19 protein-coding genes and 1 pseudogene are annotated in these 22,193 nt (G+C 71.4%); 8 read left to right on the top strand and 12 right to left on the bottom strand.

What is annotated here, in order from left to right:
• From ACWEVO_RS06595 to ACWEVO_RS06620, 6 genes and pseudogenes are all read right to left on the bottom strand, one after another.
• On the bottom strand, positions 1-1,841 hold a 1,841-nt coding region (locus tag ACWEVO_RS06595), incomplete at its 3' end, for a zinc ribbon domain-containing protein (protein WP_452306587.1).
• Positions 1,842-2,070: 229 nt separating this feature from the next.
• The gene (locus ACWEVO_RS06600; RefSeq protein WP_452306588.1) at positions 2,071-2,646 is read right to left on the bottom strand and encodes a class II aldolase/adducin family protein; all 576 of its coding nucleotides are present in this window, start codon (positions 2,644-2,646) and stop codon (positions 2,071-2,073) included.
• Positions 2,647-2,688: 42 nt separating this feature from the next.
• Positions 2,689-2,967 (bottom strand): hypothetical protein, encoded by a 279-nt coding sequence (locus ACWEVO_RS06605; protein ID WP_452306571.1) that lies wholly within the window; start codon positions 2,965-2,967, stop codon positions 2,689-2,691.
• The gene (locus ACWEVO_RS06610; protein ID WP_452306572.1) at positions 2,934-3,344 is read right to left on the bottom strand and encodes an NAD(P)-binding domain-containing protein; all 411 of its coding nucleotides are present in this window, start codon (positions 3,342-3,344) and stop codon (positions 2,934-2,936) included. The genes ACWEVO_RS06605 and ACWEVO_RS06610 overlap by 34 nt, the downstream gene beginning before the upstream one ends.
• Positions 3,310-3,552 (bottom strand): annotated as a pseudogene (locus ACWEVO_RS06615) (NAD(P)-binding domain-containing protein); the annotation flags it as partial. The pseudogene ACWEVO_RS06615 and the gene ACWEVO_RS06610, both read right to left, overlap by 35 nt.
• A gap of 89 nt (positions 3,553-3,641) precedes the next feature.
• Positions 3,642-4,874, bottom strand: a complete 1,233-nt coding sequence (locus ACWEVO_RS06620) for an NAD(P)/FAD-dependent oxidoreductase (RefSeq protein ID WP_452306573.1) — start codon at positions 4,872-4,874, stop codon at positions 3,642-3,644.
• A gap of 79 nt (positions 4,875-4,953) precedes the next feature.
• Between ACWEVO_RS06620 and ACWEVO_RS06625 the strand changes: the two genes are divergently transcribed.
• From ACWEVO_RS06625 to ACWEVO_RS06635, 3 genes are all read left to right on the top strand, one after another.
• Positions 4,954-5,382 carry a MarR family winged helix-turn-helix transcriptional regulator gene (locus ACWEVO_RS06625; RefSeq protein WP_452306574.1) on the top strand — a complete coding sequence of 143 codons (429 nt, stop codon included), beginning with the start codon at positions 4,954-4,956 and terminating at the stop codon, positions 5,380-5,382.
• Positions 5,379-6,626: an MFS transporter gene (locus ACWEVO_RS06630; RefSeq protein WP_452306575.1), complete on the top strand. Its 1,248-nt coding sequence runs from the start codon at positions 5,379-5,381 to the stop codon at positions 6,624-6,626. The genes ACWEVO_RS06625 and ACWEVO_RS06630 overlap by 4 nt, the downstream gene beginning before the upstream one ends.
• Positions 6,627-6,911: 285 nt before the next feature.
• Positions 6,912-7,949, top strand: coding sequence for a phosphotransferase (locus ACWEVO_RS06635; RefSeq protein ID WP_452306576.1), 1,038 nt, complete (start codon positions 6,912-6,914; stop codon positions 7,947-7,949).
• On the opposite strand, the gene ACWEVO_RS06640 is transcribed toward ACWEVO_RS06635, so the two are convergent.
• The 6 genes from ACWEVO_RS06640 to ACWEVO_RS06665 form a co-directional block, all read right to left on the bottom strand.
• Positions 7,946-8,656 carry a DNA alkylation repair protein gene (locus ACWEVO_RS06640; protein WP_452306577.1) on the bottom strand — a complete coding sequence of 237 codons (711 nt, stop codon included), beginning with the start codon at positions 8,654-8,656 and terminating at the stop codon, positions 7,946-7,948. The two genes, ACWEVO_RS06635 and ACWEVO_RS06640, sit on opposite strands and share 4 nt — an antisense overlap.
• Positions 8,657-8,689: 33 nt before the next feature.
• Complete coding sequence (locus ACWEVO_RS06645) at positions 8,690-9,622, bottom strand: amidohydrolase family protein (RefSeq protein ID WP_452306589.1); 933 nt, start codon at positions 9,620-9,622, stop codon at positions 8,690-8,692.
• Between the two features lie 109 nt (positions 9,623-9,731).
• Positions 9,732-10,880: an RNA-guided endonuclease InsQ/TnpB family protein gene (locus tag ACWEVO_RS06650; protein WP_452306578.1), complete on the bottom strand. Its 1,149-nt coding sequence runs from the start codon at positions 10,878-10,880 to the stop codon at positions 9,732-9,734.
• A gap of 66 nt (positions 10,881-10,946) precedes the next feature.
• The gene (locus tag ACWEVO_RS06655; RefSeq protein WP_452306579.1) at positions 10,947-11,756 is read right to left on the bottom strand and encodes a metal-dependent hydrolase; all 810 of its coding nucleotides are present in this window, start codon (positions 11,754-11,756) and stop codon (positions 10,947-10,949) included.
• Between the two features lie 252 nt (positions 11,757-12,008).
• A complete protein-coding gene (locus tag ACWEVO_RS06660) occupies positions 12,009-13,379 on the bottom strand; it encodes a glycosyltransferase family 4 protein (protein WP_452306580.1) in 1,371 nt (456 codons plus the stop codon).
• Positions 13,380-13,434: 55 nt separating this feature from the next.
• Positions 13,435-15,378, bottom strand: a complete 1,944-nt coding sequence (locus tag ACWEVO_RS06665; protein WP_452306581.1) for an amylo-alpha-1,6-glucosidase — start codon at positions 15,376-15,378, stop codon at positions 13,435-13,437.
• A gap of 42 nt (positions 15,379-15,420) precedes the next feature.
• On the opposite strand from ACWEVO_RS06665, the gene ACWEVO_RS06670 reads away from it, so the two are divergent.
• From ACWEVO_RS06670 to ACWEVO_RS06690, 5 genes are all read left to right on the top strand, one after another.
• Positions 15,421-18,123 (top strand): MGH1-like glycoside hydrolase domain-containing protein, encoded by a 2,703-nt coding sequence (locus ACWEVO_RS06670; RefSeq protein WP_452306582.1) that lies wholly within the window; start codon positions 15,421-15,423, stop codon positions 18,121-18,123.
• 74 nt (positions 18,124-18,197) lie between these two features.
• The gene (locus ACWEVO_RS06675; protein ID WP_452306583.1) at positions 18,198-18,896 is read left to right on the top strand and encodes an HAD family hydrolase; all 699 of its coding nucleotides are present in this window, start codon (positions 18,198-18,200) and stop codon (positions 18,894-18,896) included.
• A 22-nt stretch (positions 18,897-18,918) separates the two neighbouring features.
• On the top strand, positions 18,919-19,698 hold the full coding sequence (locus ACWEVO_RS06680; protein ID WP_452306584.1) for a DUF4184 family protein: 780 nt from the start codon (positions 18,919-18,921) through the stop codon (positions 19,696-19,698).
• Positions 19,699-20,118: 420 nt separating this feature from the next.
• The gene (locus ACWEVO_RS06685) at positions 20,119-20,910 is read left to right on the top strand and encodes a L,D-transpeptidase family protein (RefSeq protein ID WP_452306585.1); all 792 of its coding nucleotides are present in this window, start codon (positions 20,119-20,121) and stop codon (positions 20,908-20,910) included.
• 111 nt (positions 20,911-21,021) lie between these two features.
• Positions 21,022-21,951 carry a rhomboid family intramembrane serine protease gene (locus ACWEVO_RS06690; protein WP_452306586.1) on the top strand — a complete coding sequence of 310 codons (930 nt, stop codon included), beginning with the start codon at positions 21,022-21,024 and terminating at the stop codon, positions 21,949-21,951.
• Positions 21,952-22,193: the final 242 nt, after the last annotated feature.

Here is a 22,193-nt window from a genome sequence, read left to right on the forward strand (position 1 = left end):
CTGATCGTGTTCACGTCCTGGTGCCGGTGGGCTGCGCGGGGCAGCCTGGGCCGGTCCGTTGGTGCGTGTCCCTCCGGACGCTTGCCCGCCCGGCCATGGTGGGGCCGGGTGGGGGAGGGTGCCCTGCGTCGCCTGGGCGCGGGGCGTGGTAGCTGATGCCGGGTGGGGCCGGTCTTCGACCGGTCCACGCGGCTGACCTTGACCGTGGGGGTGACGACGGCGGCGGCTTCGAGGGTGTCCAGCACGGTCCGGATCGCCATGGCACCGCTGCCGCGGTCGGTGACGGTCCTCGCCTGGTGGGTGAGGCCGCGGGCGGCAATGCGCAGCCAGGCGCCGTGGTCGCGGTCGCCCTGCCAGCCGCACCCTTGAACGTTGGGGCAGATGGCCCACTTCCAGCCCGGGGCAGTGGGCTGGTCGGGGGCCTTGCGGTGCCGTAGCGGGGTCAGGCACTGCGGACAATGTTTCGAGGTGTTGCGGGCGGGGACGCCGACGACGGCGATACCCTGCTCGGCGGCGAGGTGCCGCATCCGGTCGACGATCTTCCCGCGCACCTGCTGGGACAGGCGCGTGTTCATGCTGCCGCCCATCCCCTGGGCTTCCATCGACCGCAGGTCTTCCACGTAGATCACTGTCGCGCCCGCGGCGATCGCCTGATCCACGGCCCAGCGGGCGGCGGCCCACGCGAGCGCGGCGTTCAGGTTCTGGCGGCGTTCGGACACGTGCCGGATCTCGTCACGCAGCACGGCAAGCTTGCCCACGAGGCGATGCTGCCGGTCGACGCCGATGAGCCGCTGATAGTGATCGACCTTCGCGTGCAGCCGCTCTGACAGGCGGCGAAGGCGATGCTGCTTGGCGAGCACTCCGGCGGCCCGGAACTGGCCACCCGCGCCCAACGCCGTGATCCGGCCGTCGGCTTGCCGTCGCAGGGCCCCCGCGCTCAGCAGGGTGTTCAGGCCCCAGTCCACCCCGAGCGCCACCGTGTGCCCGGTGCGCCGGGCTGCTGGCACGGCGTGGGTGTAGGCCAGATCGGCGCGGACCTGCCGGCCGGCCATCTGCAGGGTGGGCAGGTGCAGCACCGCGTCCGCCGGGACGGTGGGCGGCAGGCTGATCGGGCAGGCCACCCACGTCCAGTCCCGATACCCCCGCGGATCCGGCCGCGTCGGCAACTGCAGGCGCAGCAGCACCCTGCCCGGGTCGGTGTCGCCGCGTTCGATCGTGGCCTGCTGCCGGTCACACGCGGCCAGCAACAACATCCGCGGCACCCGCGGCGGGCCTTCCAGTTCAAACACATCCACCGGCAGGCGACCGGTGGCGTTGAGGAACCTGGCCACCTGCCGGGTACGCGCCTTGACGACGTTGGCCGGCAGATCCTTCCCGCCAGGGATCGCCTCCCGCACCTGCTCCCACTCCTGCGGAGTGCGCTTACCCGGATCGGCCGGCCAGGTCGCGAGGACTCCGGCGGTCACATCGGCACGCCACGTCACCGACCGCAGCGCACGCCCGGCCTGCTCCTGCGCCATCCGCACGATCCGATCATTAACCCTCACACCCTCCGGGACGGTGACGGTCCAACCCAGCCGCCGCAACGCCATCCACGCGCTCGACGGCAACCTCCGCCCACCCGCGTCCACACCGCAGGCCAAAACCCGCACATCCGCGGCGTTCCAGTGATCGCTGATCAGGGCGCCCACCATGCCCGCCACCAGATCGGCACACCAGCCGACACGCTCGGCCACCACAGCCTGGGACAGGACCTGCCCGGTTTTCTCATCCACACCGGCGCGCACAAAAGCCCGGACGCAGGCGGTGCGGGAAGCCTCGCCCTCAGCCAGCGACACCATCCGACTCACCCGCCACCAACCTCACCACACCCAGACCCGGCCAACCTGCCAGCACCGCCACACGGCAACACTCACCGCCGGCGCAGACCCCCCACCGCCCCGCATCAAACCAGAAGACACCGACACCCACGACCGACCAACGATCACTGACGATCCCTTAACCAGGTCCTTCAGCCTCGCCTGAGCGAGGAGCCCACTCCTCGCCCGCCTTCGAAGGCGGCGGATCCAGTCAGATCCACTCGGCGGGGATCACGCCCCGCGCGGCAGCGACCTGGGCGTAGTACTTCCACAGCTTCTCGACGTGCTTCGGCCGGTCGAACGTCTCCAGGAAGTGGTCCAGCTCGGCATGGGTCAGCGGCTCGACCGCGCCGAGCTGGGTGGCAAGGGTGAGCGCTCCGGCGTTCTCGGCCAGGTGCACCGCGTCGGTGAAGACCGCGCGGACGCTCTCGGCGACCAGCACCTGTCCACGGCCGCGCAGCAGCAGGGCGTCCCGGCCGTCGAGGGTCGCCACGACCTGCTCGCCCTTGGCGGGGTCGTCGATGTGCGAGGAGTCGTGGTGCACCGGGATGCCGCCGACCCAGCGGGCGAAGTGGTTCTTGACCGGGACCAGCGGACAGGTCGGCACCGCCGCGAAGATCGTGGTCGGGTCGTGATGGAAGTGGGCGACCGACTGCGCCTCCGGGCGCGCACGGATCTCGGCGTGGATGAAGAGCTCAGAGGGCGGGCTTGCCGTCGCTCTCCAGCACGTTGCCGTCGTAGTCCAGAACGAGCAGGCGGCCGGAGTCGAGCGAGCAGCCGGCTGCAGGCGGCGATGCCGCGGCGCAGCGAGGCCTCCGTCGGGTCTGGTTCAGTCATCCAGTCCCGCCTCGCGTGCCGCGACCGTCTGGCCGAGGTAGACGCACGACTCCTCGCCGAGCAATCGAACGACCTCGCCCTGGGTGATCGACCTGACCAGTTGGTCGGTCAGTGCGGCCATCGGCAGAATCAGGTCGCCGTCCTGGGCGAGATCCAGGACGAGGTCCATGTCGTTCTCGTGCCAGGTGAACCGGTAGCGGTCGAAGTTGCGCAGGGTGCCGTTGTCGCCGGGTGACTTCAGCAGCACCTCGCGCATCTTCTCGGCGTCCACCCGTAGCGCTTGGCCAGCGCCAGGGCCCCGACGTTGGAGGCCGAGTGAACCCAGTGGAGGTAGTTGTTGCACGCCTTCGCGATCTGACCAGCGCCCAGCGCTCCGACGTGCTCGGCGTCCTTGCTGTAGCCCATGACGACCGGCCGGGCCCGCTCGACGTCGGCCTCAGTGCCGCCGAGCAACGACACAAGCGTCCCGTTGTCGGCGTTGGGTCCGCCGAAGACGACCGGGGCGTCGACCACACTCGCCCCGGCGGTGTGGAACAGCCGATCCACGGTCGACATCACCGCCAGGCTGTGAGTGCCGGTGACCACCAAGAGCTGACCGGGCCCGAGCGTACGGGCACAGGTCGTGCACCAACGCGACCATCGACTCATCGGTGGGAAGGCACGCCAGCACGACGTCGCACGCGGCCATCAGCGCCTCGAGCGATCCGGCGGACGTGACGCCGACCTCGGCGGCGGTGAGCACTCGTTCCGGCGCCAGGTCGAAGCCGACGACGTCCTGCCCGCGCAGGACCATGTTCCTCGACATCGGCAGCCCCATCGCGCCGAGCCCGATCATTCCGACACTCATCCTCTTCCTCCTTTCGTGGTCGCAGCGGCGGCGCGCAGCTCATCTCCCATCAGAGCGGTCGACCCGAGTGGCTGGTCACGGCGGATGTCTCAGGAGGTTCAGCGCCGGGCGGGAATCAGCGTCTTGAGCTGAACGTCGAGGTCTGCGGCGACCGTGCGCGGCACGGAGGCGCCGCTCTCGAGGATCTTGCGGACGGCCATGTAGTCGCGGGGCGCGTTTATCGAGTCGATGGCGATGAGCCGGTCGCCGCGGTAGTACAGGGCGGAGAACTGCTGGCTTTCCGGCTCGCCGCGCAGCACCACGTCGTCGTAACCGGAGCTCAGGCCGGCGATTTGGAGCTTGATGTCGCCCTGGTCCGACCAGAACCACGGGACGACGGACAGCGGGTCATGGACGCCGACGAGGGTCGCCGCGGCGGCACGGCCCTGGGCGATCGCGTTGGCGACGGACTCGATGCGCAGCAGCCCGTTCTCTGCTCGCAGCGCGGTGCAGTCACCGGCGGCCACGACCCCGGGCATGCTCGTGCGGGCATGGGCGTCGATGACGATGCCGCCCGATGACACCTCGAGGCCCAGCTGCTCGGCCAGCGCGGTGTGCGCGACGAGGCCGATACCGACCAGCACGACGTCGGCGGGGAGGCTGGTCCCGTCGGAGAGCTCGACGGAGGAGACGGTGCCGGAGCCGAGGAACCCGACGACGCCGGTGTCGAGGAGGACCCGTACGCCGCGCTGCTCGTGCGCGTCGAGGTAGAACTGCGAGACCACCGGGGCGACCGCGCGCGCCATCAGCCGCTCGAGGGCCTCGACGACGACCACCTCCTTGCCGAGGCTGTTGGCGACGGCCGCGACCTCCAGTCCGACGAAGCCGCCGCCGACGACGACGACTCGTCGCGCGTCGTCGAGGCTGGCGCGCAGCGCCGCGGCGTCGGAGAGGTCGCGCAGGTAGAACACGTTGCCGAGGTCGGCGCCCGGAACGTCGAGCCGGCGCGGCGTGCCTCCGACCGTGAGGGCGAGCTGGTCGAAGTCGAAGGTCCGGCCCGTCGCACTGACCGCACGACCCCCGGACGCGCCGAGATCGACGCGGTCGATCCACTCGCCTGTGACGACGCCGATGCCGTGGTCGGCGTAGTAGTCCGCCGAACGGAGCAGGAGCGACTCCGCCTCGGCCTTGCCCGACAGGTAGGACTTCGACAGTGGCGGGCGCTGGTAGGGGAGGTGCTCCTCCGCGCCCACCAGCGTGATGGGACACGTCGCTCCTAACTCGCGCAGCGACGCGGCGAGCTGGGCGCCAGCCTGGCTGGCTCCGACGATCAGGACTCCGGGATCCGTCATGCGCGCTCCTCGTGATGGTCAGACCATTAAACCATGAGACCGATGAACGTAGATAGTACGCAGTGCGTACTATCGCGCCATGGCATCGCACGGACCCGACGAGGTCGACGCTCTCCGTCTCGCGGTCGTCCGGCTCGAGCGCAAGCTGCGCAAGAGCGCCGGGACCGGCGAGGTCACCCCGTCGCAGTTCTCGGCGCTCTTCGCGCTGGATCGGCACGGGCCCTTCCGGCTCGGCGAGCTCGGCCGACGCGAGCAGATCGGCAAGTCGACCGTCACCCGCCTGGTAGGGACGCTGGAGAGCAGGGGCCTGGTCAGCCGCACCGTCGACGACCTCGACGCGCGCAGCAGCATCGTCGCGATCACCGACGCCGGCCGCCGTCTGCTGGTCCGCCTCGCCGAGCGGTCGAACGACTACCTGCGCAACCGGGTGGCCGAGCTAGACCCGGCCGAGGCCGACCGGCTCTTCGACGCCGTCGGTGCGCTGGCCAAGCTCGGTGCTGCGCGGTGAGCGGATACCTGTCGGCGACGTTCAGGTCCATGCGGCACCGGGCCTACCGGCTGTACTTCACCGGCCAGATCGTCTCGACGGTCGGGACCTGGGCGCAGAAGGTCGCCCAGGCCTGGCTGGTCCTCGAACTCACCGGGTCGGGCACCCTGCTCGGGGTCACCGTCGGCCTGCAGCAGGCCCCGACCCTCTTCCTGACGCCGTGGGCCGGGATCATCGCCGACCGGATCGATCGGCGACTGATGCTGCTCTGTACCAATTGGGCGGCCGCGGTGCCGGCGGCGGCCATGGGTGTCCTGGTGCTGCTCGACCGGGCCGCCGTCCCCGCGATCATGCTGCTCGCTGTGCTGATCGGCATCGTCGAGGCCTTCGACAAGCCGGTGCGCCACACCTTCGCCGCCGACATTGTCCCGAGGGAGGACGTCACCAACGCGGTCTCGCTGAACGCGACCATGTTCAACGCGGGCAAGGTGCTCGGGCCGGCCGCGGCAGGCGTGGCGATCGGCTCGGCCGGCCCTGCGGTGACCTTCCTCTTCAACGTCTTCTCCTTCCTCGTCATGATCGTGGCTCTCACCCGGATCCGACCCGACGAGATCCAGCCGCGCGACATCCGCACGAAGGAACGCGGCGCGCTGCGGGAGGGCGTCGACTACGCCCGTCGTACGCCGGTGATCGCGACGGCCTTGGTGCTGATGACTGTCACTGGTCTTGTCGCCTACGAGTGGAACACCGCGGTGCCGTTGCTGGCTCGGCAGTTCTCCCCGGACGCCGCGATGATCGGCTACTTCTTCGCCGCGATGGGTGCGGGCGCGATCGCCGGCAGCCTGTCCCTCGCCGGGATCCTGGTCGCGGCGCCGCGGACGTTCCTAGGTGCGGCGACAGCGTTCGCGGCGGCACTGGGAGTCGTCTCGCTGGCACCCTCGACGTGGACGGCGCTGGTGGCGATGTTCGTGCTCGGGGCTGTCGCCACCACGTTCCGTGCGCTGGCGACCTCGCTCGTCCAGCTGGAGTCTGAAGCGGTGGTGCGCGGCCGGGTGGTCTCACTGCTGATCATGGCGATCAACGGCACCTCACCCATTAGCGGGCCATTCATCGGGTGGATGTCGCAGACCTACGGCGCCAGGGTCGCAATCGGCACCGGCGCCGCGATCTCGCTGCTCGCGGCGCTCGCGAGCTGGCGCTACCTGGCACAGGCGGCGCCGGAGCGGTTCGCGGTTCCCGAACGCGCCGACCGCACGCATGTCTGATGCTGGCGCGGCCTGCCGTTCGCCGCCGGCACAGCCGGTGATGTCCCTTGACACCTGCGGCGCATGGTGAGGTTGCGACGCAGAACCCATGGCTCGCCCATGGTCTGGCTCCGGACCTCAAGGCAGTCCGTGTCGCGAAATACATCAAGAAGCCCCGACACTGGTCGTCGCGGGGGCCGCCCAGATCGCCGTCGGGCTCCTCGCCGGCCCATGGCTGATCCCGCTCCGCGACCGCCGCCCGGCGGCGGCACCTCCGGTGGCGGCCCGGCCGGTACGCTCGGCGCGATGACCCGCCCGCCGCTCGACCTCGTTCCCGCCGAGGTGCCCGCGCACCCGCTGACCCACAACCCGCTCAACGGGGTGACCGGCGGCATCTGGCGGATCCGCCGGGACCGCCGACCGGCCGTGCTCAAGCTGATCACGCCGCCCGCAGGCGGCACCGGTCCGGCGCACTGGGCGGCGAGCGCCGACCCCGGTCACTGGAACTACTGGCGGCGGGAGGTCGAGGCGTACCAGAGCGGGCTGGCCGCCACCGGCTGGGCCGGGGCCGGCCTGGCCGCGCCGCAACCCCTCGCGATCGAGGAGCGGCCGGACGGGAGCGTCGCGCTCTGGCTCGCCGACGTGCCCGGTCGGCCCGGCACCGCCGGTACGGCCGACGACTTCGCCGAGACGGCCCGCCGGCTCGGCGCCGCGCACGCCGAGTGGCTGGACCGGGCCGGCGAACTGCCCCGGTACGGCTGGCTGGCCCGGGACTGGCTGCGCGACTACACGCTCAGCCGGCCGGTGACCGAGCCGGTGCCGTGGGACCATCCCGTCGCGGCGGCGAGTTGGCCGAGCCCGCTCCGGGCGCGGCTGCGTCGGCTCTGGGAGCGGCGGCACGCGGTGCTGGCTGCCACCGACCGGCTACCGCGTACGCTCTGCCACCACGACGTCTGGCCGCCCAACCTGGTGCTCGCCGACGGTGGCCCGGTGCTGCTGGACTGGTCCTTCGTCGGACCCGGACCGATCGGCGAGGACGCGGCAAACCTGGTGCTGGACACCTTCTTCGACGGCCTCGTCGACGTCGCGCTCCTGCCCGAGGTCGCCGACGCCGTGCTCGCCGGCTACGTCGACGGGTTGCGCGGCGCGATCGACCCGGCGCTGGCCGCCCGCGCGGTCCGCCTCACCGGCGCAGCCAAGTACTTCTGGCTCGCGCCGGTGATGCTCAACCGGGCCGGCGGCGCCACCGGCCAGACCTACGACCGGCGCGACGAGTCGGCCATGTTCGCCGGACGCAGACCGGTGCTGGAACTGCTCGCCCGCTGGGCCGAAGAGCTCGACTAGACCACACCGGACAGGTACTCCCTACGTCGTTGCGGTTCGAACCTCTCGATCGCGTACCGCAGCATGACCCGTGGCATGGCCCGGTAGCGCCCGGCCAGGAACTCCTCCTCCGCCGCTCTGTCGCGGTTGCCCACCTCGCGCAGCATCCAGCCCACCGCCTTGTGCACAAGGTCGTGCGGGTCGCGCAGGAGCCGTTCGCTAAGCCGAAAGGTCCACTGGAAGTCGCCGGCCTTGATGAAGGCGAAAGTCGCCATCACGGCGATTCGCCGATCCCACACCAGACTCGATTCGGCCAACCGATCCAAGACGCTCCGGTCCTTGTCAATCAGCCATGGGCCGACCATGTACGGCGCGGATGAGTCCACCAGGTCCCAGTTGTTGATGCGCTCGGTGTTGGCCAGGACGATGCGGAAGATCCTGCCCCGTTCCTCCTCGTCCCCCTTGGTGAACTTTCGCACCAGGATGAAAAGCGAGGTCAGCCTCTCCTCGTGCACCGCGCTCTTCAGCAGCATCGCCGTCTCGGCCAGGGAGAGATCGCGCCAGTACCGGCCAGCCACCATCCGCTGTTCCGGCACGGACACGCCGATGGCCCGGTCACCCTCGCCGTACCCGCCCGGAACCATCTGCAGCAACCGGCGCACTCCCTCCGCCCGGCGCGGGTCGGCAAGGCCGGCGAGTTCGTCACGGACGTCCGCGCTCGTGGCCATGACTGTGCAACCTACCGCGTAACCATCACGCGCTCAGGCCGGCGACAGGCCGAACAGCGCCGCAGCGTTGCCCCAGCACACCGCCCGCAGCCAGTCGTCGCCGAGGTCCAGCCCGGCCAACCCGGTCAACTGCTCCGCGTACGGGTACGGGATGTTCGGGAAGTCGCTGCCCAGCAGCACCTTGCCGGCCAGGCCCAGCTCCCGCAGCCGGGGCAACTCCGCCGCCGGGAACGGCGTCGCCTGGTCGAAGAACGAGGTGAACACCATCGTCGTGTCCAGCCGCACCCGCTCGTACGCGCCGGCCAGGTCGAGGAAGGCGGCATAGTCGGGAGCGCCCAGGTGCGCCACGATCGCGGCCAGCCGGGGATGCCGGGCCAGCAGCGCGGCGAACGGGGCCGGCCCGGTGTGCGCGGTGCCCACCGGGGCGTGCCCGGCGTGCACCACCACGGGCACGCCGGCCTCGGCCAGCAGCCCCCAGACGGCGTCCAGCGCCGGGTCGGTCGGGGGGAAGCCGCCCACCTGGAAGTGCACCTTGAATACCCGCGCCCCGGCGTCGAGGGCGTCCGTGACGTAGCCGGCCGCCCCGGGCTCCGGGAAGAAGGTCGCCGAGGCCAGGCAGCCCGGGGTGCGCGCGGCGAAATCCAGCGTCCACCGGTTCAACGCCGCCGCCATCCCCGGCCGGTGCGGGTACGCCAGCGCGGTGAACACCCGCACGCCGAGCTGGCGCAGGTGCGCCACCCGCGCCTCGTCGTCCCACCGGTACCGGATCGGCCACTCCCGGCCGACCAGCGGCCCCGCCGCGTCGAAGTACGCCCACACCCGCCGCAGCAGCCGGGGCGGCAAGAAGTGCGTGTGCACGTCGGCGAGCCCCGGCAGGCCGAGCCCCTGCCAGAACCCGGGCACCGCCGCGTCCTCGGCCGGCGGACGGGCGCGTTTAGCCGGCACGGGAGAAGGGCGGGCCGGCATATCGGCTGAGTCGGCCGGCGGTCGTATCATGCGTTCACACCTCAATGGTCAGCGACTTGGCCCTGACGGGCTGAGCTTGCGGGTCGTTGTTCGGTGCTGGCTGCATCGTTTACGCCGCGTTCGGCAGGCTGACGGCTGCCCAGTCCGCGGCACCGCGTGTGGCGATGTTGCGGGCTGCGTTCACGTCGGCGTGCTCAGCGAAGCCGCACGACGTGCATCGGAAGGTGGATTGGTTGGGGCGGTTGGCTTTGGCGATGTGCCCGCAGGCGGAGCAGCCCTGCGAGGTGTATGCCGGGTCGACGTGAGCGAGCGCTACTCCGGTCCGTGTCGCTTTGTAGGCGATGAACTGGCCGAGTTGGTGGAAGGCCCACGTGTGCAGTGTGACCCGCTGGGGCCGTCGGAGCCGTACCCGGTCGCGGATGCCCGTGAGGTTTTCCAGGGCGATGCCGCGGCCGGTGCGTTCGGCCTCGGTCACGATCTGCTTGGCGATGCGATGGTTGGTGTCGGCGGCGAACCGGGCTTCTTTGCGGCGGCGGGTTTTCAGTAGCCGCTTGGCCGATTTGGTGCCGATGCGCTGGAGTTTGGCCCGTAGGCGCTGGTTACGGTGGCGCACCTGGTTCAGGCCCTTGCCGCTGTGTCGGGTGCCGTCGTTGGTGGTGGCGATGTTCGCGATGCCCAGGTCGACGCCGAGGAACCCGTCAGGCTCTTTCACCTCGACGTCAGGGATGTCGCACGTGGCGTAGAGGAACCACTTGCCGTCGCGGTGTACCAGGTCGGACTCGCCCTTGCGGTGGGCGGCCAGCACCGCGTACTGCGCCTCTGAGCAGCCGAAGCGGATGCCTGCCTGTCGGCCCGCCGTCGTCCAGATCGAGATCGTGCGGGACGCCATCTGCCAGGACAGGCAGCGGTCGTCGAACGGCTGGGCGGCGTCCCGACGGAACCTGATTGGCTTCGCCTCGGCCTTGCGGCGGCGCTTCGATCCCGGCTTGCCGAGGTTGCCGGCACGGATGTTCGCGGTCAGGGTGGCGTACGCTCCCGCGACCTTACGGGCGACGTGGATCGCCGGCTGGGCGGACAACCCCATGTCCTTAAGCCGGTGGTAGGTGAGCCGCTGCAGCGACTGCTTGGCGAACACCCGCGCCCGATGTCCGTCAGCAGAAGCGACATTCGCGGCGGCATTGCATAGGCTCAATGTGTCCTGCAAGGCTGCTTCCTGGCCGCCATCGGGAAAAAGCCTGACCTGCACGACCAGCTTCACGTTCACAACGTACCGTCTGGCTGATCTCACCCGCTTGCAAGTGTGTCGGCGAGCCGGATAGTCCCGTCAAACTTCGATGTTGAACCGGTGCAGCACCGACGGCGCGACCAGGCCCACCGCGGCGAGCACCGCGAGGATGGTCATCGCCACCCGCAGCACGACCGTCTCGGCCTTGCTCCCGGTACGCAGGGCGATGCTGTTGGGCAGGCCGACCATCGTCCACATGCGCCGCTTGATGGGGATGGGCCAGAGGATCGGCACGCCGGCCCGGGTGATCATGTCGCCGAGGATGTGTACGAAGCAGCCCACCCCGACGGCGGTGCCGATCAGCGGGTAGCCGCGGTCGCCGGGGAGGTTGGCGAAGGTGAACCAGGCGGCGGCGGCCGAGGCCAGGGTGACGATCACCCAGCCGGCCCGCTCGGCCCACTCGTCGAAGAGTCCGCGCAGCGCCAGCCCGATCATGAAGAACAGGATGCTGACCACCGCCCACTTGCCGAAGTGGGCGCAGAGCGCGGTGGTGCCCCAGCCGACCAGGAGGGTGAACGGGATGGTGTGGGTCAGCGTGCGGTGGCCGTTGTTGCGGCGCGGGTCCTTGCTCAGTTTGGTGGCGTAGTAGACGCCGAGGGAGATCTTCTCCATCACCTCGGCGATGAAGAGGCTGAACACGCCGAAGGTGCGGGCCACGGTGGCGCCGCCCTGGTTGCGGGTCACCTTGCCGGACAGGTCGAGGTCGGGGAAGAGCGCCCCGCCCGCGCAGACCGCGGTGCCCACGGCGAGGGCCAGCGGGGTCTGGTGGTAGTCGGCGAACTGGTCCAGTGCCCAGGAGCCGGTCAGCCACACCGCCGCGCCGGAGAGCGCGTGGGACGGTCCCATCATGTCGACTCGCCCTTCCCCAGAGATCTTGATCGACAAAACTACGTCACTGTAGTCAAGCCTTCGAATCGTGGGGCATCACCCGGACGGTCCACTGGGGAAGCGCTCGGCAGCGGTCCGCCGGGCAGCGCCGGATCACCAGGAAGTATGTCGGTGCGTACCGGCGGGTCGGACATTTCTGTCGGTGATGAGACGGCGGGTGGTCAGCCGGCCGAGGGGGTGGAGTGGGCCGGCCGGAAGCTGTGCCGGCGTGGCTCAGCTCGCGGCGCCGGCCAGCAGATTTCCGTCCGGGATGGCGATGGTCGGTCGGCCATCGGCCAGCCGGGCGGCGGCCCGGCGGGCCTGGAAGGTGTCGTGTTCGCGGCGGGCCGCGGCGTAGCTGGCGGCGGTGCGGGCGGCGATGGTGGCCCAGCCGTACCGCTCGGTGACCATGCTGCGGGCGCGGCGCGCGACCCGTCGGGCGAAGACTTCGTCGCCGAGTAGCCGGTCGACCGCGCCGGCCAGGGCGTCCGGGTCGCTGTGCGGAAAGGTGACGCCGGTGACGCCGGGTTCGACGATCTCCGCCAGGCCGCCGGTGCTGGCGACGGCGAGCGGCGCCCCGGCGGCGGCCGCTTCCAGTGCGATCATGCCGAACGGCTCGTAGAGGCTGGGGATCACCGTGGCGTCGGTGGCGCCGAGCACGGCCGGGAGTTGGGTGGCGTCGAGGAAGCCGGTGAACCGTACGGTCTCGTCGAGGTGCAGCCGCTGTGCCTGGTCGACGAGCTCCGCCCGGTACGGGCCGTCCCCGGCGATCACCACGCGCAGCCCGGGGTGCCGGTCGCGCAGGTGCGGCACCGCGTGCACCAGGTGCTGTACGCCCTTTTCGTAGACCAGCCGGCCGGCGTACCCGATGAGGGGGCCGGGCCCGGCGAGCCGGGCGCGGGCGGCGGCGACCGCGCGGGGGCGGGCCTGCCAGGCCCGGTCGTCCACCCCGTTGGGCACCACGTCGATCCGCGCGGTGGGCACCTCGAACAGCCGGGCCACTTGGTCGCGCATGTAGCCGGAGCAGGCGATCACCCGGGCCGAGGCGTTGCTGAGCCAGTGTTCGACGCCGTGGATGGTGCGGTTCATCTCCTCGGGCAGCCAGCCCTGGTGTCGGCCGGCCTCGGTGGCGTGGATGGTGGTGATCAGGGGCAGGTCGAGGTGTTCGGCGAGGGTGACTGCGGTGTGCGCGACGAGCCAGTCGTGGGCGTGGATGACGTCGTAGCCGCCGGAGTCGGCGGCGCGCAGCGCGGTCCGGGTGAGGGTGTGGTTGAACGCCATGGTCCAGGCCAGCAGCGAGCCGGTGGCGAGGGGGAACCGGACGGGGTCCTCGGCGGCGCGTAGCACGCGTACGCCGTCGGCGTACTCCTCGAGGGGCGCGCCTTCGGCGTGGCGGGTGACGACGGTGACCTCGTGGCCGGCGGCGGCCAGCGCGACGGAGAGGGCGTGTACGTGGCGGCCGAGGCCGCCGACGAGCACGGGTGGGTATTCCCAGGACAGGATCAGCACCCGTTGGTGCCGGGTGGGCTGGATGTCGATGATGTCGGCTTCAGCTGACACGCGGCCCCCTCTGAGTCGTGTCCCATGCGTGGGGTCGCAGCCCATCCTGCCCAGCGGTCGATAACCAGCGGAGACGCGCTGGTTGCCGGTCTGTAAAGCGCTACCGGCCGGCCCGGCGTACGCGCAGCAGTTCGGCGACCGACCAGGCCTGGAACGGGCAGCCGGTGGCGGTGTGTGGGGGTAGCCCGTCGGCGGTCTCGCTGACCGAGCCGAGGCCGTATTCGGTCAGGTGCCCCTCGAGGCCGACCAGCAGGTCCTCGACCGGCAGCCCGGCCCGGCGGTGGGCGTCGGCGAACGGCCCGATCAGCCAGGGCCAGACGGTGCCCTGGTGGTAGCCGGAGTCCCGTTCGGCGGGCCCGCCCTGGTGCCGGCCGGTGAAGCCGGGGGAGTCGGGGGCGAGGCTGCGCGGGCCGAGCGGGGTGAACAGCGCCTCGGTCACCCGGCGCAGGGTCGCCTCGTCCGGTTCGAGGGGGGCGTGCGGCAGCGACCAGGCGAGCAGCTGGTTGGGGCGCAGCAGGTCGTCGTCGTGGGTGGGCGCGCCGCCGAGCGGGTACGCCGGGGCGGGTGCGTCCACCACGTCGTGCAGCCATCCGGTCGGCGCGGGGAAGCGCTCCCGGAAGGAGGCGGCCGCCTTCGCGTGCAACCCGCGCAGCGCGGTGGCGTCCCGGCCGGCCAGTTCGGTGAGGTCGGCGAGCGCGGCCAGCCCGTTGACCCAGAGCGCGTTCACCTCCACCGGCTTGCCGGTGCGGGGGGTCACTGGCACCCCGTACACCCGGGCGTCCATCCAGGTGAGCGCGACGTCGGGCGGGCCGCCCTGGGTGAGCAGCCCGTCGGCTGGGTCCATGCCGATGCCGTAGCGGGTGCCGGCGACGTGCGCCTGCACCACGGCGTGCAGCGCGGGCAGCAGCTCGTCGCCGAGGTCGGTGTCGCCGGTGACGGTGACGTGCCGGCTCACCGCGTGCAGGAACCACAGCGTCGCGTCGACCGTGTTGTACTCGACCCGCCCGGTGTCGGCGGTGTTGGCCAGCATCCCCTCCGACAGCGTCGCCGCGTAGGCCCGCAGCAGCTCCCGGCCCTCCTCGGAGCGGTTGGTGCACAGGAAGAGCCCCTCGTAGGAGGTCATGGTGTCCCGGGACCAGGCGCCGAACCAGGGGTAGCCGGCCACCACGTCCGGCCCGGTGCCGGTGCGCACCACGAACGCGTCGGCGGCCAGGGCGAGGGTGGCCTCCACCGGGTCGTCCGGCTTGGCCGCGGCCACCACCGCCCGGTTGCGCCGCCGGGCCGCCTCGACCAGCGCGGTCGCCGCAACCGGCTCCTCGGCCAGGTCGTCCGCCCAGGCCAGCACCGACACCGTGGCGCCGGGCTCGTCCAGGTTGCCGGAGAACCGGCCCGCGTACCAGAGGTCCTCGTCCGGGTTGAGGCCGCGCGCCGCCTCCTCCCGGTGGCGTACGCCCAGCCACCACTGCCCCTCGGGGGTCCAGTCCGGGCCGGCCAGCCGGAACGCGCCCTCGATCACCGCCCCGCCGGCCACCGGCTCCAGCCGGGGGGTGGGCCCGTCGGCGCGCCGCTCGCCGTGCGCGTCCCGCCAGGTGCAGGCCGCCGCGAGGTCCAACCGGACCGGGCCGCCGGAGACCAGCCGGTGCACGACCGCCACGCAGGAGCGGCCGTACGCCATGGCGATCTCCCGCTCGATGACCACGTCGCCGATCCGCCACCGCCAGCGGGGCACCCCGTCGGTCAGGTCGAAGCGCTCCAGCAGCTCGAACCCGCGCGGGTCGACCACGCCGGTGGACCACTCGTGGGCGCCGAGCCGGACCTGCCGCCCGGACGGCAGGGTGACCGCCGGGTCGAGGCTGACCAGTCCCACGCGGCGGGACGCCGGGGTTTGTCCGGCCGCCACCAGCAGTCCGTGGTAGCGGCGGGTGCGCAGCCCGGCGACGGTGCCCATGGCGTAGCCGCCGCGGCCGTCGGTGACCAGCCACTCCCTGGTCGAGGCGGTGGCGAGGTCGCCGCAGACCTGCGGGCCGAACCGGATGTCGATCAACTTTCCTCCACCGGCAGCGAGGTGTGACGCCTCACGACGACAATGGCCGCTGTGGAGAAGTACCCCGGCGGCGTCGAAGATGTGCGGATGATCACCGACCGTCCGACCTCCGCGACCCCCGACCCCGAGCGGCACCGGCTCGCCCAGGCCGATGCCGGGGAGCAGGACTGGCGCGCATGGGGTCCCTATCTGTCCGAGCGGGCGTGGGGGACGGTACGGGAGGACTACAGCGAACACGGCACGGCGTGGGATTACTTCCCCCACGATCACGCGCGGTCCCGAGCCTACCGGTGGAACGAGGACGGCATGGCGGGCGTCTGCGACGACCGGCAGACGTTCTGCTTCGCCCTGGCGCTGTGGAACGGGCGCGACCCGATCCTCAAGGAGCGGATGTTCGGCCTCGGCGGCGACGGCGGCAACCACGGGGAGGACGCCAAGGATTACTGGTGGTATCTGGACTCCACCCCCACCCATTCGTGGATGCGTTGGCGCTACCACTACCCGCAGGCGGCGTTCCCGTACGACGAGCTGGTCGCGGTCAACGCGCTGCGCGGCCGGGACGACACCGAGTACGAGCTGGTCGACACGGGGATCTTCGACGACGACCGGTACTGGGCGGTGACCGTCGACTACGCGAAGGCGTCGCCGACGGACCTGTGCATCCTGATCACCGTCGCCAACCGGGGGGACCGGGACGAGACCCTGCACGTGCTGCCCACCCTGTGGTTCCGCAACACCTGGGCGTGGGGGCTGCCCGGCGGGGACCGGGTACCGAAGCTGGTCGGGGCGGGTTCCCGGCTGGTCGGCGAGCACTGGGTGCTGGGCCAGCTGCTGCTGGAGGGGGACGGGGAGCCCACCCCGCTGCTGTGCGACAACGACACCAACGCCGAGCGGCTGTGGGGGCTGCCGGGGCGCTCGGCGTACCCGAAGGACGGCATCAACGACCACGTGGTCAACGGCGCGGAGACGGTCAACCCGGACCGGGAGGGGACCAAGGGCGCGCTGCACTACGTGCTGGACGTGCCGGCCGGTGGCCAGCGGCAGATCCGGCTGCGGCTGACCCGCACCGCCCCGCCGCCGGCGAGCGCCCCGCCGCCCCCGGCCGACCTGGGGGACGACTTCGACGCGGTGCTGTGGGCCCGGCGGGCCGAGGCGAACCGCTTCTTCGCCAGCGTCATCCCGGCCGCGGCGACCGAGGACGAGGCGCTGGTGGCGCGGCAGGCCATCGCCGGGCTGATGTGGGGCAAGCAGTTCTACCACTTCGACGTGCAGCGGTGGCTGGCCGGCGATCCGGGTTCGGCGCCGCCGCCGGCCGGGCGCCGGCACGGGCGCAACAGTGCCTGGTGGCACATGAACAGCTTCGACGTGATCTCCATGCCGGACCCGTGGGAGTACCCCTGGTACGCGGCGTGGGACCTGGCGTTCCACTGCGTCACCATCGCCCGGGTCGACCCGGGCTTCGCCAAGGAGCAGCTGCTGCTCCTGCTGCGCGAGTGGTACCTGCACCCCAACGGGCAGATCCCGGCGTACGAGTGGGCGTTCGGGGACGTGAACCCGCCGGTGCACGCGTGGGCGGCGCTGAAGGTGTTCGAGATCGACGGCTCCCGGGACCACGAGTTCCTGGCCCGGGTGATGCACAAGCTGCTGCTCAACTTCACCTGGTGGGTGAACCGCAAGGACACCGGCGGGAACAACGTCTTCGAGGGTGGCTTCCTCGGGCTGGACAACGTCGGCCCGTTCGACCGCTCGGCGGCGCTGCCGGTGGCCGGGGTGCTGGAGCAGTCCGACGGCACCGGCTGGATGGCCATGTACGCGCTGAACCTGCTGGACATGGCGATCGTGCTGGCCGAACACGACCGGGCGTACGTGGACACCGCGACGAAGTTCTTCGAGCACTTCGCGTACATCGCCGCGGCGGCGTACGACCAGGGGCTGTGGGACGCCGAGGACGCCTTCTTCTACGACGTGCTGCGGCTGGCCGACGGCACCCAGGTGCCGCTGAAGGTCCGCTCGGTGGTGGGGCTGCTGCCGCTGGCGGCGGTGACCCGGCTGACCGCGCGTACCCTGCGGCGGCTGCCCGAGCTGGGCGCCCGGCTGCGCTGGTTCCTCACCAACCGCCCGGAGTACGCCGAGGTGATCGGCGCCCGCCGGCTGGGCCCGGACGGCCGGCAGCAGCGGCTGCTGTCCATGGTCGGCCCGGAGCAGGTGGTCCGGCTGCTGGCCCGGATGCTGGACACCGACGAGTTCCTCTCCGAGTACGGCCTGCGTACCCTCTCCCGCGCGCACCTGGACAAGCCGTTCACGGTGACCCTCGGCGGCCAGGAGTTCAGCGTCGGGTACGAGCCGGCCGAGTCGACCAGCGGCCTGTTCGGCGGCAACTCCAACTGGCGTGGCCCGATCTGGATGCCGACCAACTTCCTGCTGATCAGCGCGCTGCGCGACTACGCCGCCTTCTTCGGTGACGACCTGCAGGTGGAGTACCCGACCCGGTCGGGGGTGAAGCGCACCCTGGACGAGATCGCCGACGACCTGTCGGCCCGGCTGATCGCCCTGTTCACCCGGGACGGCTGGGGCCGGCGACCGATCTACGGGGCGGCGCAGCTGTTCCAGACCCACCCGGACTGGCGTGACCTGCTCTGCTTCCCGGAGTACTTCCACGGCGACAACGGCGCCGGGCTGGGCGCCTGGCACCAGACGGGCTGGACCGCCCTGGTCGCGGACCTCATCCTCACCCTGCGCCGCTGACCGGGAAACCCGGGTGTCCCGGCCGGCCCGGGCGCGGTAGCGTGCCCCGGTCCACCAGCACGGGAGGGGTAACGATGCCACAGCGCCGGGAGGCGGCGGTGCTCGTCTTCGACGCCGACGACACGCTCTGGGAGAACAACGTGGTCTTCGAGCGGGTGATCGACGACTTCCTCGCCTGGCTGGACCATCCGACGCTTGACCGCACCGAGATCCGGGCGGTGCTGGACGACATCGAGCGGGCCAACGCGGTGGCGCACGGCTACGGCAGCAAGGTCTTCCTGCGCAGCCTCGGCGAGTGCCTGGAGAAGCTGCGGGAGCGGCCGGCGACCGCGCGGGAACGCGCCGAGATCGAGGAGTTGGCGGCGGCGCTGATCGGCCACCAGGTGGAGCTGATGCCCGGGGTCGCGCAGACCCTGGACGAGCTGGCCACCCGGCACCGGCTGCTGCTGCTCACCAAGGGCGACCGGGAGGAGCAGCAGCGCAAGCTGGACGCCTGTGGGCTGCTGCACCACTTCGGCGCCGCGCACATCGTGCCGGAGAAGAACGTGGAGACCTACCGGTGGCTGGCCCGGGAGCACGCCTTCGACCCGGGCGCCGCCTGGATGATCGGCAACTCCCCGCGCTCGGACATCCTGCCCGCCCGGGCGGCCGGCATGAACGCGGTGTTCATCCCCAACGAGAACACCTGGGTGCTGGAGGACGACGAGCTCGACCCGACCGACGCGGGGGTGATCCGGTTGGCCGCCTTCCCCGACCTGGCCCGGCACTTCTGAACCGGCCGGTAGGGTCCCGGAGGTGCCGCTGACCTTCCCTTCGCACCTGGCGCCGGTGCTGCCGCTGAAGCTGTGGCGGCCGGGCTGGTTCGACGGGGTCGCCCTGGCCACCGGGGCGGTGGCGCCGGACGTCACGTACCTGTTCACCGGCGTCTCGTGGTCGCCGGACCGGCGGACCCACACGGTGGGCGGGCTGCTCTGGTGGTGCCTGCCGGTCGCGCTCGCGTACGCCTGGCTGGTGCGCCGGGTGATCGCCGGGGTGGCGGTGCACCTGCCCGGGCAGCGGTTGTTCGGCTGGCGGGACCACGCCGCGCTGGGCGCGGTACGCCATCCCTGGCAGGTCACGGTCTGCTCGGCGCTGATCGGCGCGGCGAGTCATGTGGGCTGGGACCGGATCACCCACAGCGACCGTTGGCCGCGGCTGCTCGGGATCGCCGACTTCCACGCGGCGACGGGCCTGTACTGGTGGCAGTTCGCCGACGTGCTCGGCTCGCTGGGCGGCGGCGTGGTGGTGCTCGCCCTGGCGGTGCACGCCGCGCGGCGACGTGAGATCTTTCAGGGGGTGCGGCCACCCCTGCCGGTGGCCCGGCCGGTGGTCTTCTGGCGGGCGGCGCTCGCGGTGATCGCGTTGGGCGGCCTGGCGCTGCCGGCCCTGCCGCTGGCCACCGATCCGGCGGTGGGCGGGGTGCGGCTGCTGCACCTGGCGGCGGTCGCGATGATGGTCGGGGCGGCCGCCGCGGGCGGCCTGCGACCGGCCCGTCCGAGTGATCGCCTCGACGACAAACAGCGCCAGGTCGGCTGACCGTGTTACGCCGACATGCCGCATTTCAACGTTGGTATCAATCACATTCTCGCGGCCTGGCAAAGGCTTGTTCGGCCTGCGGAAAGCTGCCTAACCTGAGCCCGCGTTCACGGCTCTTCGGGGTGAGTCGGGGACGCGCCGAAGTCCGGTAGTTGGGCACCGTGGAGCTGAGTGCATGCGGGCCGGCTCGCCGTGTTGAGCCCGGCGTGGGCGGCGTGCCACGCCCGCCGCGCTCGCGCGGCGAATTACCGCTACCACACCGGACGGCTGGGGGTCAGGACCGGGGAGTTGCGGACCCGGTCCTGACCCGTCCGGCGTTTCCCGCCTCATACGCCAGCTCGCCCAGGCCCTCCCAGATACCGCGAAAATTCATCCCTTAGGGGACAGTGCGGAAACGCGTGAGGTGCGAGGATCTTCCGAATGAAGCGGAGATCTCTGATTCTCGGTGCGGCGGCCGGCGTCGCGGCCCCCGTCATCGCCTCCGGTGCGACGCCCGCGGCGGCCACCACCCGGGACGCCACGGCCACCACCGGCACCCTCGGCGGCGCCTACACCAAGCCCGGCTGGTTCCCGGTCCCGAGCAACAAGGCCGCCTACCTGAAGAGCCTGCCGCCGTCCACCCAGCAGGTCATCATCGTGACCGGCGACGGCTACAGCACCACCTACGCCACGCTGGAGACGTACGGGAAGGTGCGTGGTCGCTGGACGCCGGTCTCCGCGGCGCTGCCCGCCCGGATCGGTAAGAACGGCTTCAGCGACAACCACGTCGAGGGGGTTCCGACCACGCCGACCGGCGTCTACGCCATCGGCACGACCATGTACGGCATCGCCGCCAACCCGGGCGTCCGCTACCCCTACCACCAGCTGGTCACCAACGACTGGTGGAACGAGAACCCGAACTCCTCGGCCTACAACACGTTCCAGCACACCAGCACCAATCCCGGCGGCTACAGCGAGGCGCTGTGGAAGGAGACCCCCGCCTACACGCACTTCGCCGTGATCACCTACAACATGCCCCCGAACGTGCCCACGCCGGTGCCGAACGCGGGCAGCGGGATCTTCCTGCACGAGTTCAGCACGAACCCGTCCGGCCCGACCGCCGGCTGTGTGAGCCTGTCGCACTCCCACCTGGTCGGCGTGCTCACCTGGCTCAAGCCCGAGGCCAACCCGCGCATCGTGATGTGCCCGGTGCAGAATCTCAGCCGTTACTGACCTCAGCCGCGGACGGCTACGCTGACCGTCCACCGAAGAGCCCCCGGTCGCCGTGCGGCCGGGGGCCCTTCCGGTACCACCGCCGACGAACGACCCGGGGACCGCCTGCCCATGGACACGATCAGCACCGGCCAGCCTTCGGAGGCCGCCGCCACCACCTGCTACCGGCACCCGAAGCGGGAGACGCTGCTGCGCTGCGCCCGCTGCGACCGCCATATCTGCCCCGACTGCATGCGTGAGGCCCCGGTGGGGCACCGCTGCCCGGACTGCGTACGCGAGGACAACCGCACGGTCCGCCAGGCGCGGACGGTGTTCGGCGGCCGGGTGACCGGCCGGCCGGTGGTGACCTACGCGCTGGTCGCGCTCACCGTGCTGGCCTACCTGGCCGAACTGGCCCGGCCGGCGCTCATCGGCCAGTTCGACAGCCTCGGCACCGGGCTCGTCGACGATGCCGGCCAGCAGTACGTCGACGATGGTGGCCCGTACGACGGGCTGCGGCCGATCGGGATCGCGCACGGCGAGTGGTACCGGCTGATCACCCCGGCCTTCCTGCACTCGCTGCCCACCGAGGGCGTCCTCGGCATCCTGCACATCGTGTTCAACCTCTACTGGCTGTGGGTGCTCGGCCGGGTCGTCGAGGAACGCCTCGGTGGGGCCCGGTTCCTCGCGGTCTACCTGCTCTCCGCCGTCGGCGGGACGGTCCTGGGCTTCCTCGTCGACCCGCACCAGCCGGCCATCGGCGCCTCCGGCGCGGTGTACGGGCTGGCCGGCTGCTACTTCGTCCTCACCCGACGGCTGCACCACCACCCGATCGACGCCAACCGGCTGATCATCCCGTTCCTGATCTGGATGGTCCTCTCCGCCGGCTGGACCTCGTGGGAGGGCCACCTGGGCGGCCTGCTGGTCGGTGGGGCCGCCGCCGTCGGCCTGGCGTACGCCCCGGCGAAGCGGCGCACCGTGGTGCAGATGGCGGTGCTCGTCGGGCTGGCGGTGCTGCTGCTCGCGCTGGTGGTGATCAAGTCGCTTGACCTCGCGGGCTGACCGCCCGCACCGCCGACGCCGGCTGAAAAGTAGCTGAGAGATAGCCCGGCGTGTATCGGTTGTTCCTAGCCTTCACCCGTCCTGTCACCAGAGTTGACCGGAGGGTAACGGGTGAGGAGACCATCACGAGGCCCCCTGATCGGGGGTCTGGCGTTGGCCGTGGTGGCCACGCTGGGCGGGTGCGGGTTCCAGCCGACCTGGATGGTGTACCGCTCGAAACCGGGTTTGGGTGTGAGGTTGTA

It is taken from the genome of Micromonospora sp. NPDC003776, from assembly GCF_053605645.1.

Coding starts and splice junctions, on each gene's coding strand:
- ACWEVO_RS06685 (WP_452306585.1), top strand. CDS start 20,119: ATGAAGCGGAGATCTCTGATTCTCGGTGCGGCGGCCGGCGTCGCGGCC.
- ACWEVO_RS06655 (WP_452306579.1), bottom strand. CDS start 11,756: ATGATGGGACCGTCCCACGCGCTCTCCGGCGCGGCGGTGTGGCTGACC.
- ACWEVO_RS06670 (WP_452306582.1), top strand. CDS start 15,421: ATGGCCGCTGTGGAGAAGTACCCCGGCGGCGTCGAAGATGTGCGGATG.
- ACWEVO_RS06620 (WP_452306573.1), bottom strand. CDS start 4,874: ATGACGGATCCCGGAGTCCTGATCGTCGGAGCCAGCCAGGCTGGCGCC.
- ACWEVO_RS06640 (WP_452306577.1), bottom strand. CDS start 8,656: ATGGCCACGAGCGCGGACGTCCGTGACGAACTCGCCGGCCTTGCCGAC.
- ACWEVO_RS06645 (WP_452306589.1), bottom strand. CDS start 9,622: ATGCCGGCCCGCCCTTCTCCCGTGCCGGCTAAACGCGCCCGTCCGCCG.
- ACWEVO_RS06625 (WP_452306574.1), top strand. CDS start 4,954: ATGGCATCGCACGGACCCGACGAGGTCGACGCTCTCCGTCTCGCGGTC.
- ACWEVO_RS06610 (WP_452306572.1), bottom strand. CDS start 3,344: ATGAGTCGATGGTCGCGTTGGTGCACGACCTGTGCCCGTACGCTCGGG.
- ACWEVO_RS06690 (WP_452306586.1), top strand. CDS start 21,022: ATGGACACGATCAGCACCGGCCAGCCTTCGGAGGCCGCCGCCACCACC.
- ACWEVO_RS06675 (WP_452306583.1), top strand. CDS start 18,198: ATGCCACAGCGCCGGGAGGCGGCGGTGCTCGTCTTCGACGCCGACGAC.
- ACWEVO_RS06660 (WP_452306580.1), bottom strand. CDS start 13,379: ATGGGCTGCGACCCCACGCATGGGACACGACTCAGAGGGGGCCGCGTG.
- ACWEVO_RS06635 (WP_452306576.1), top strand. CDS start 6,912: ATGACCCGCCCGCCGCTCGACCTCGTTCCCGCCGAGGTGCCCGCGCAC.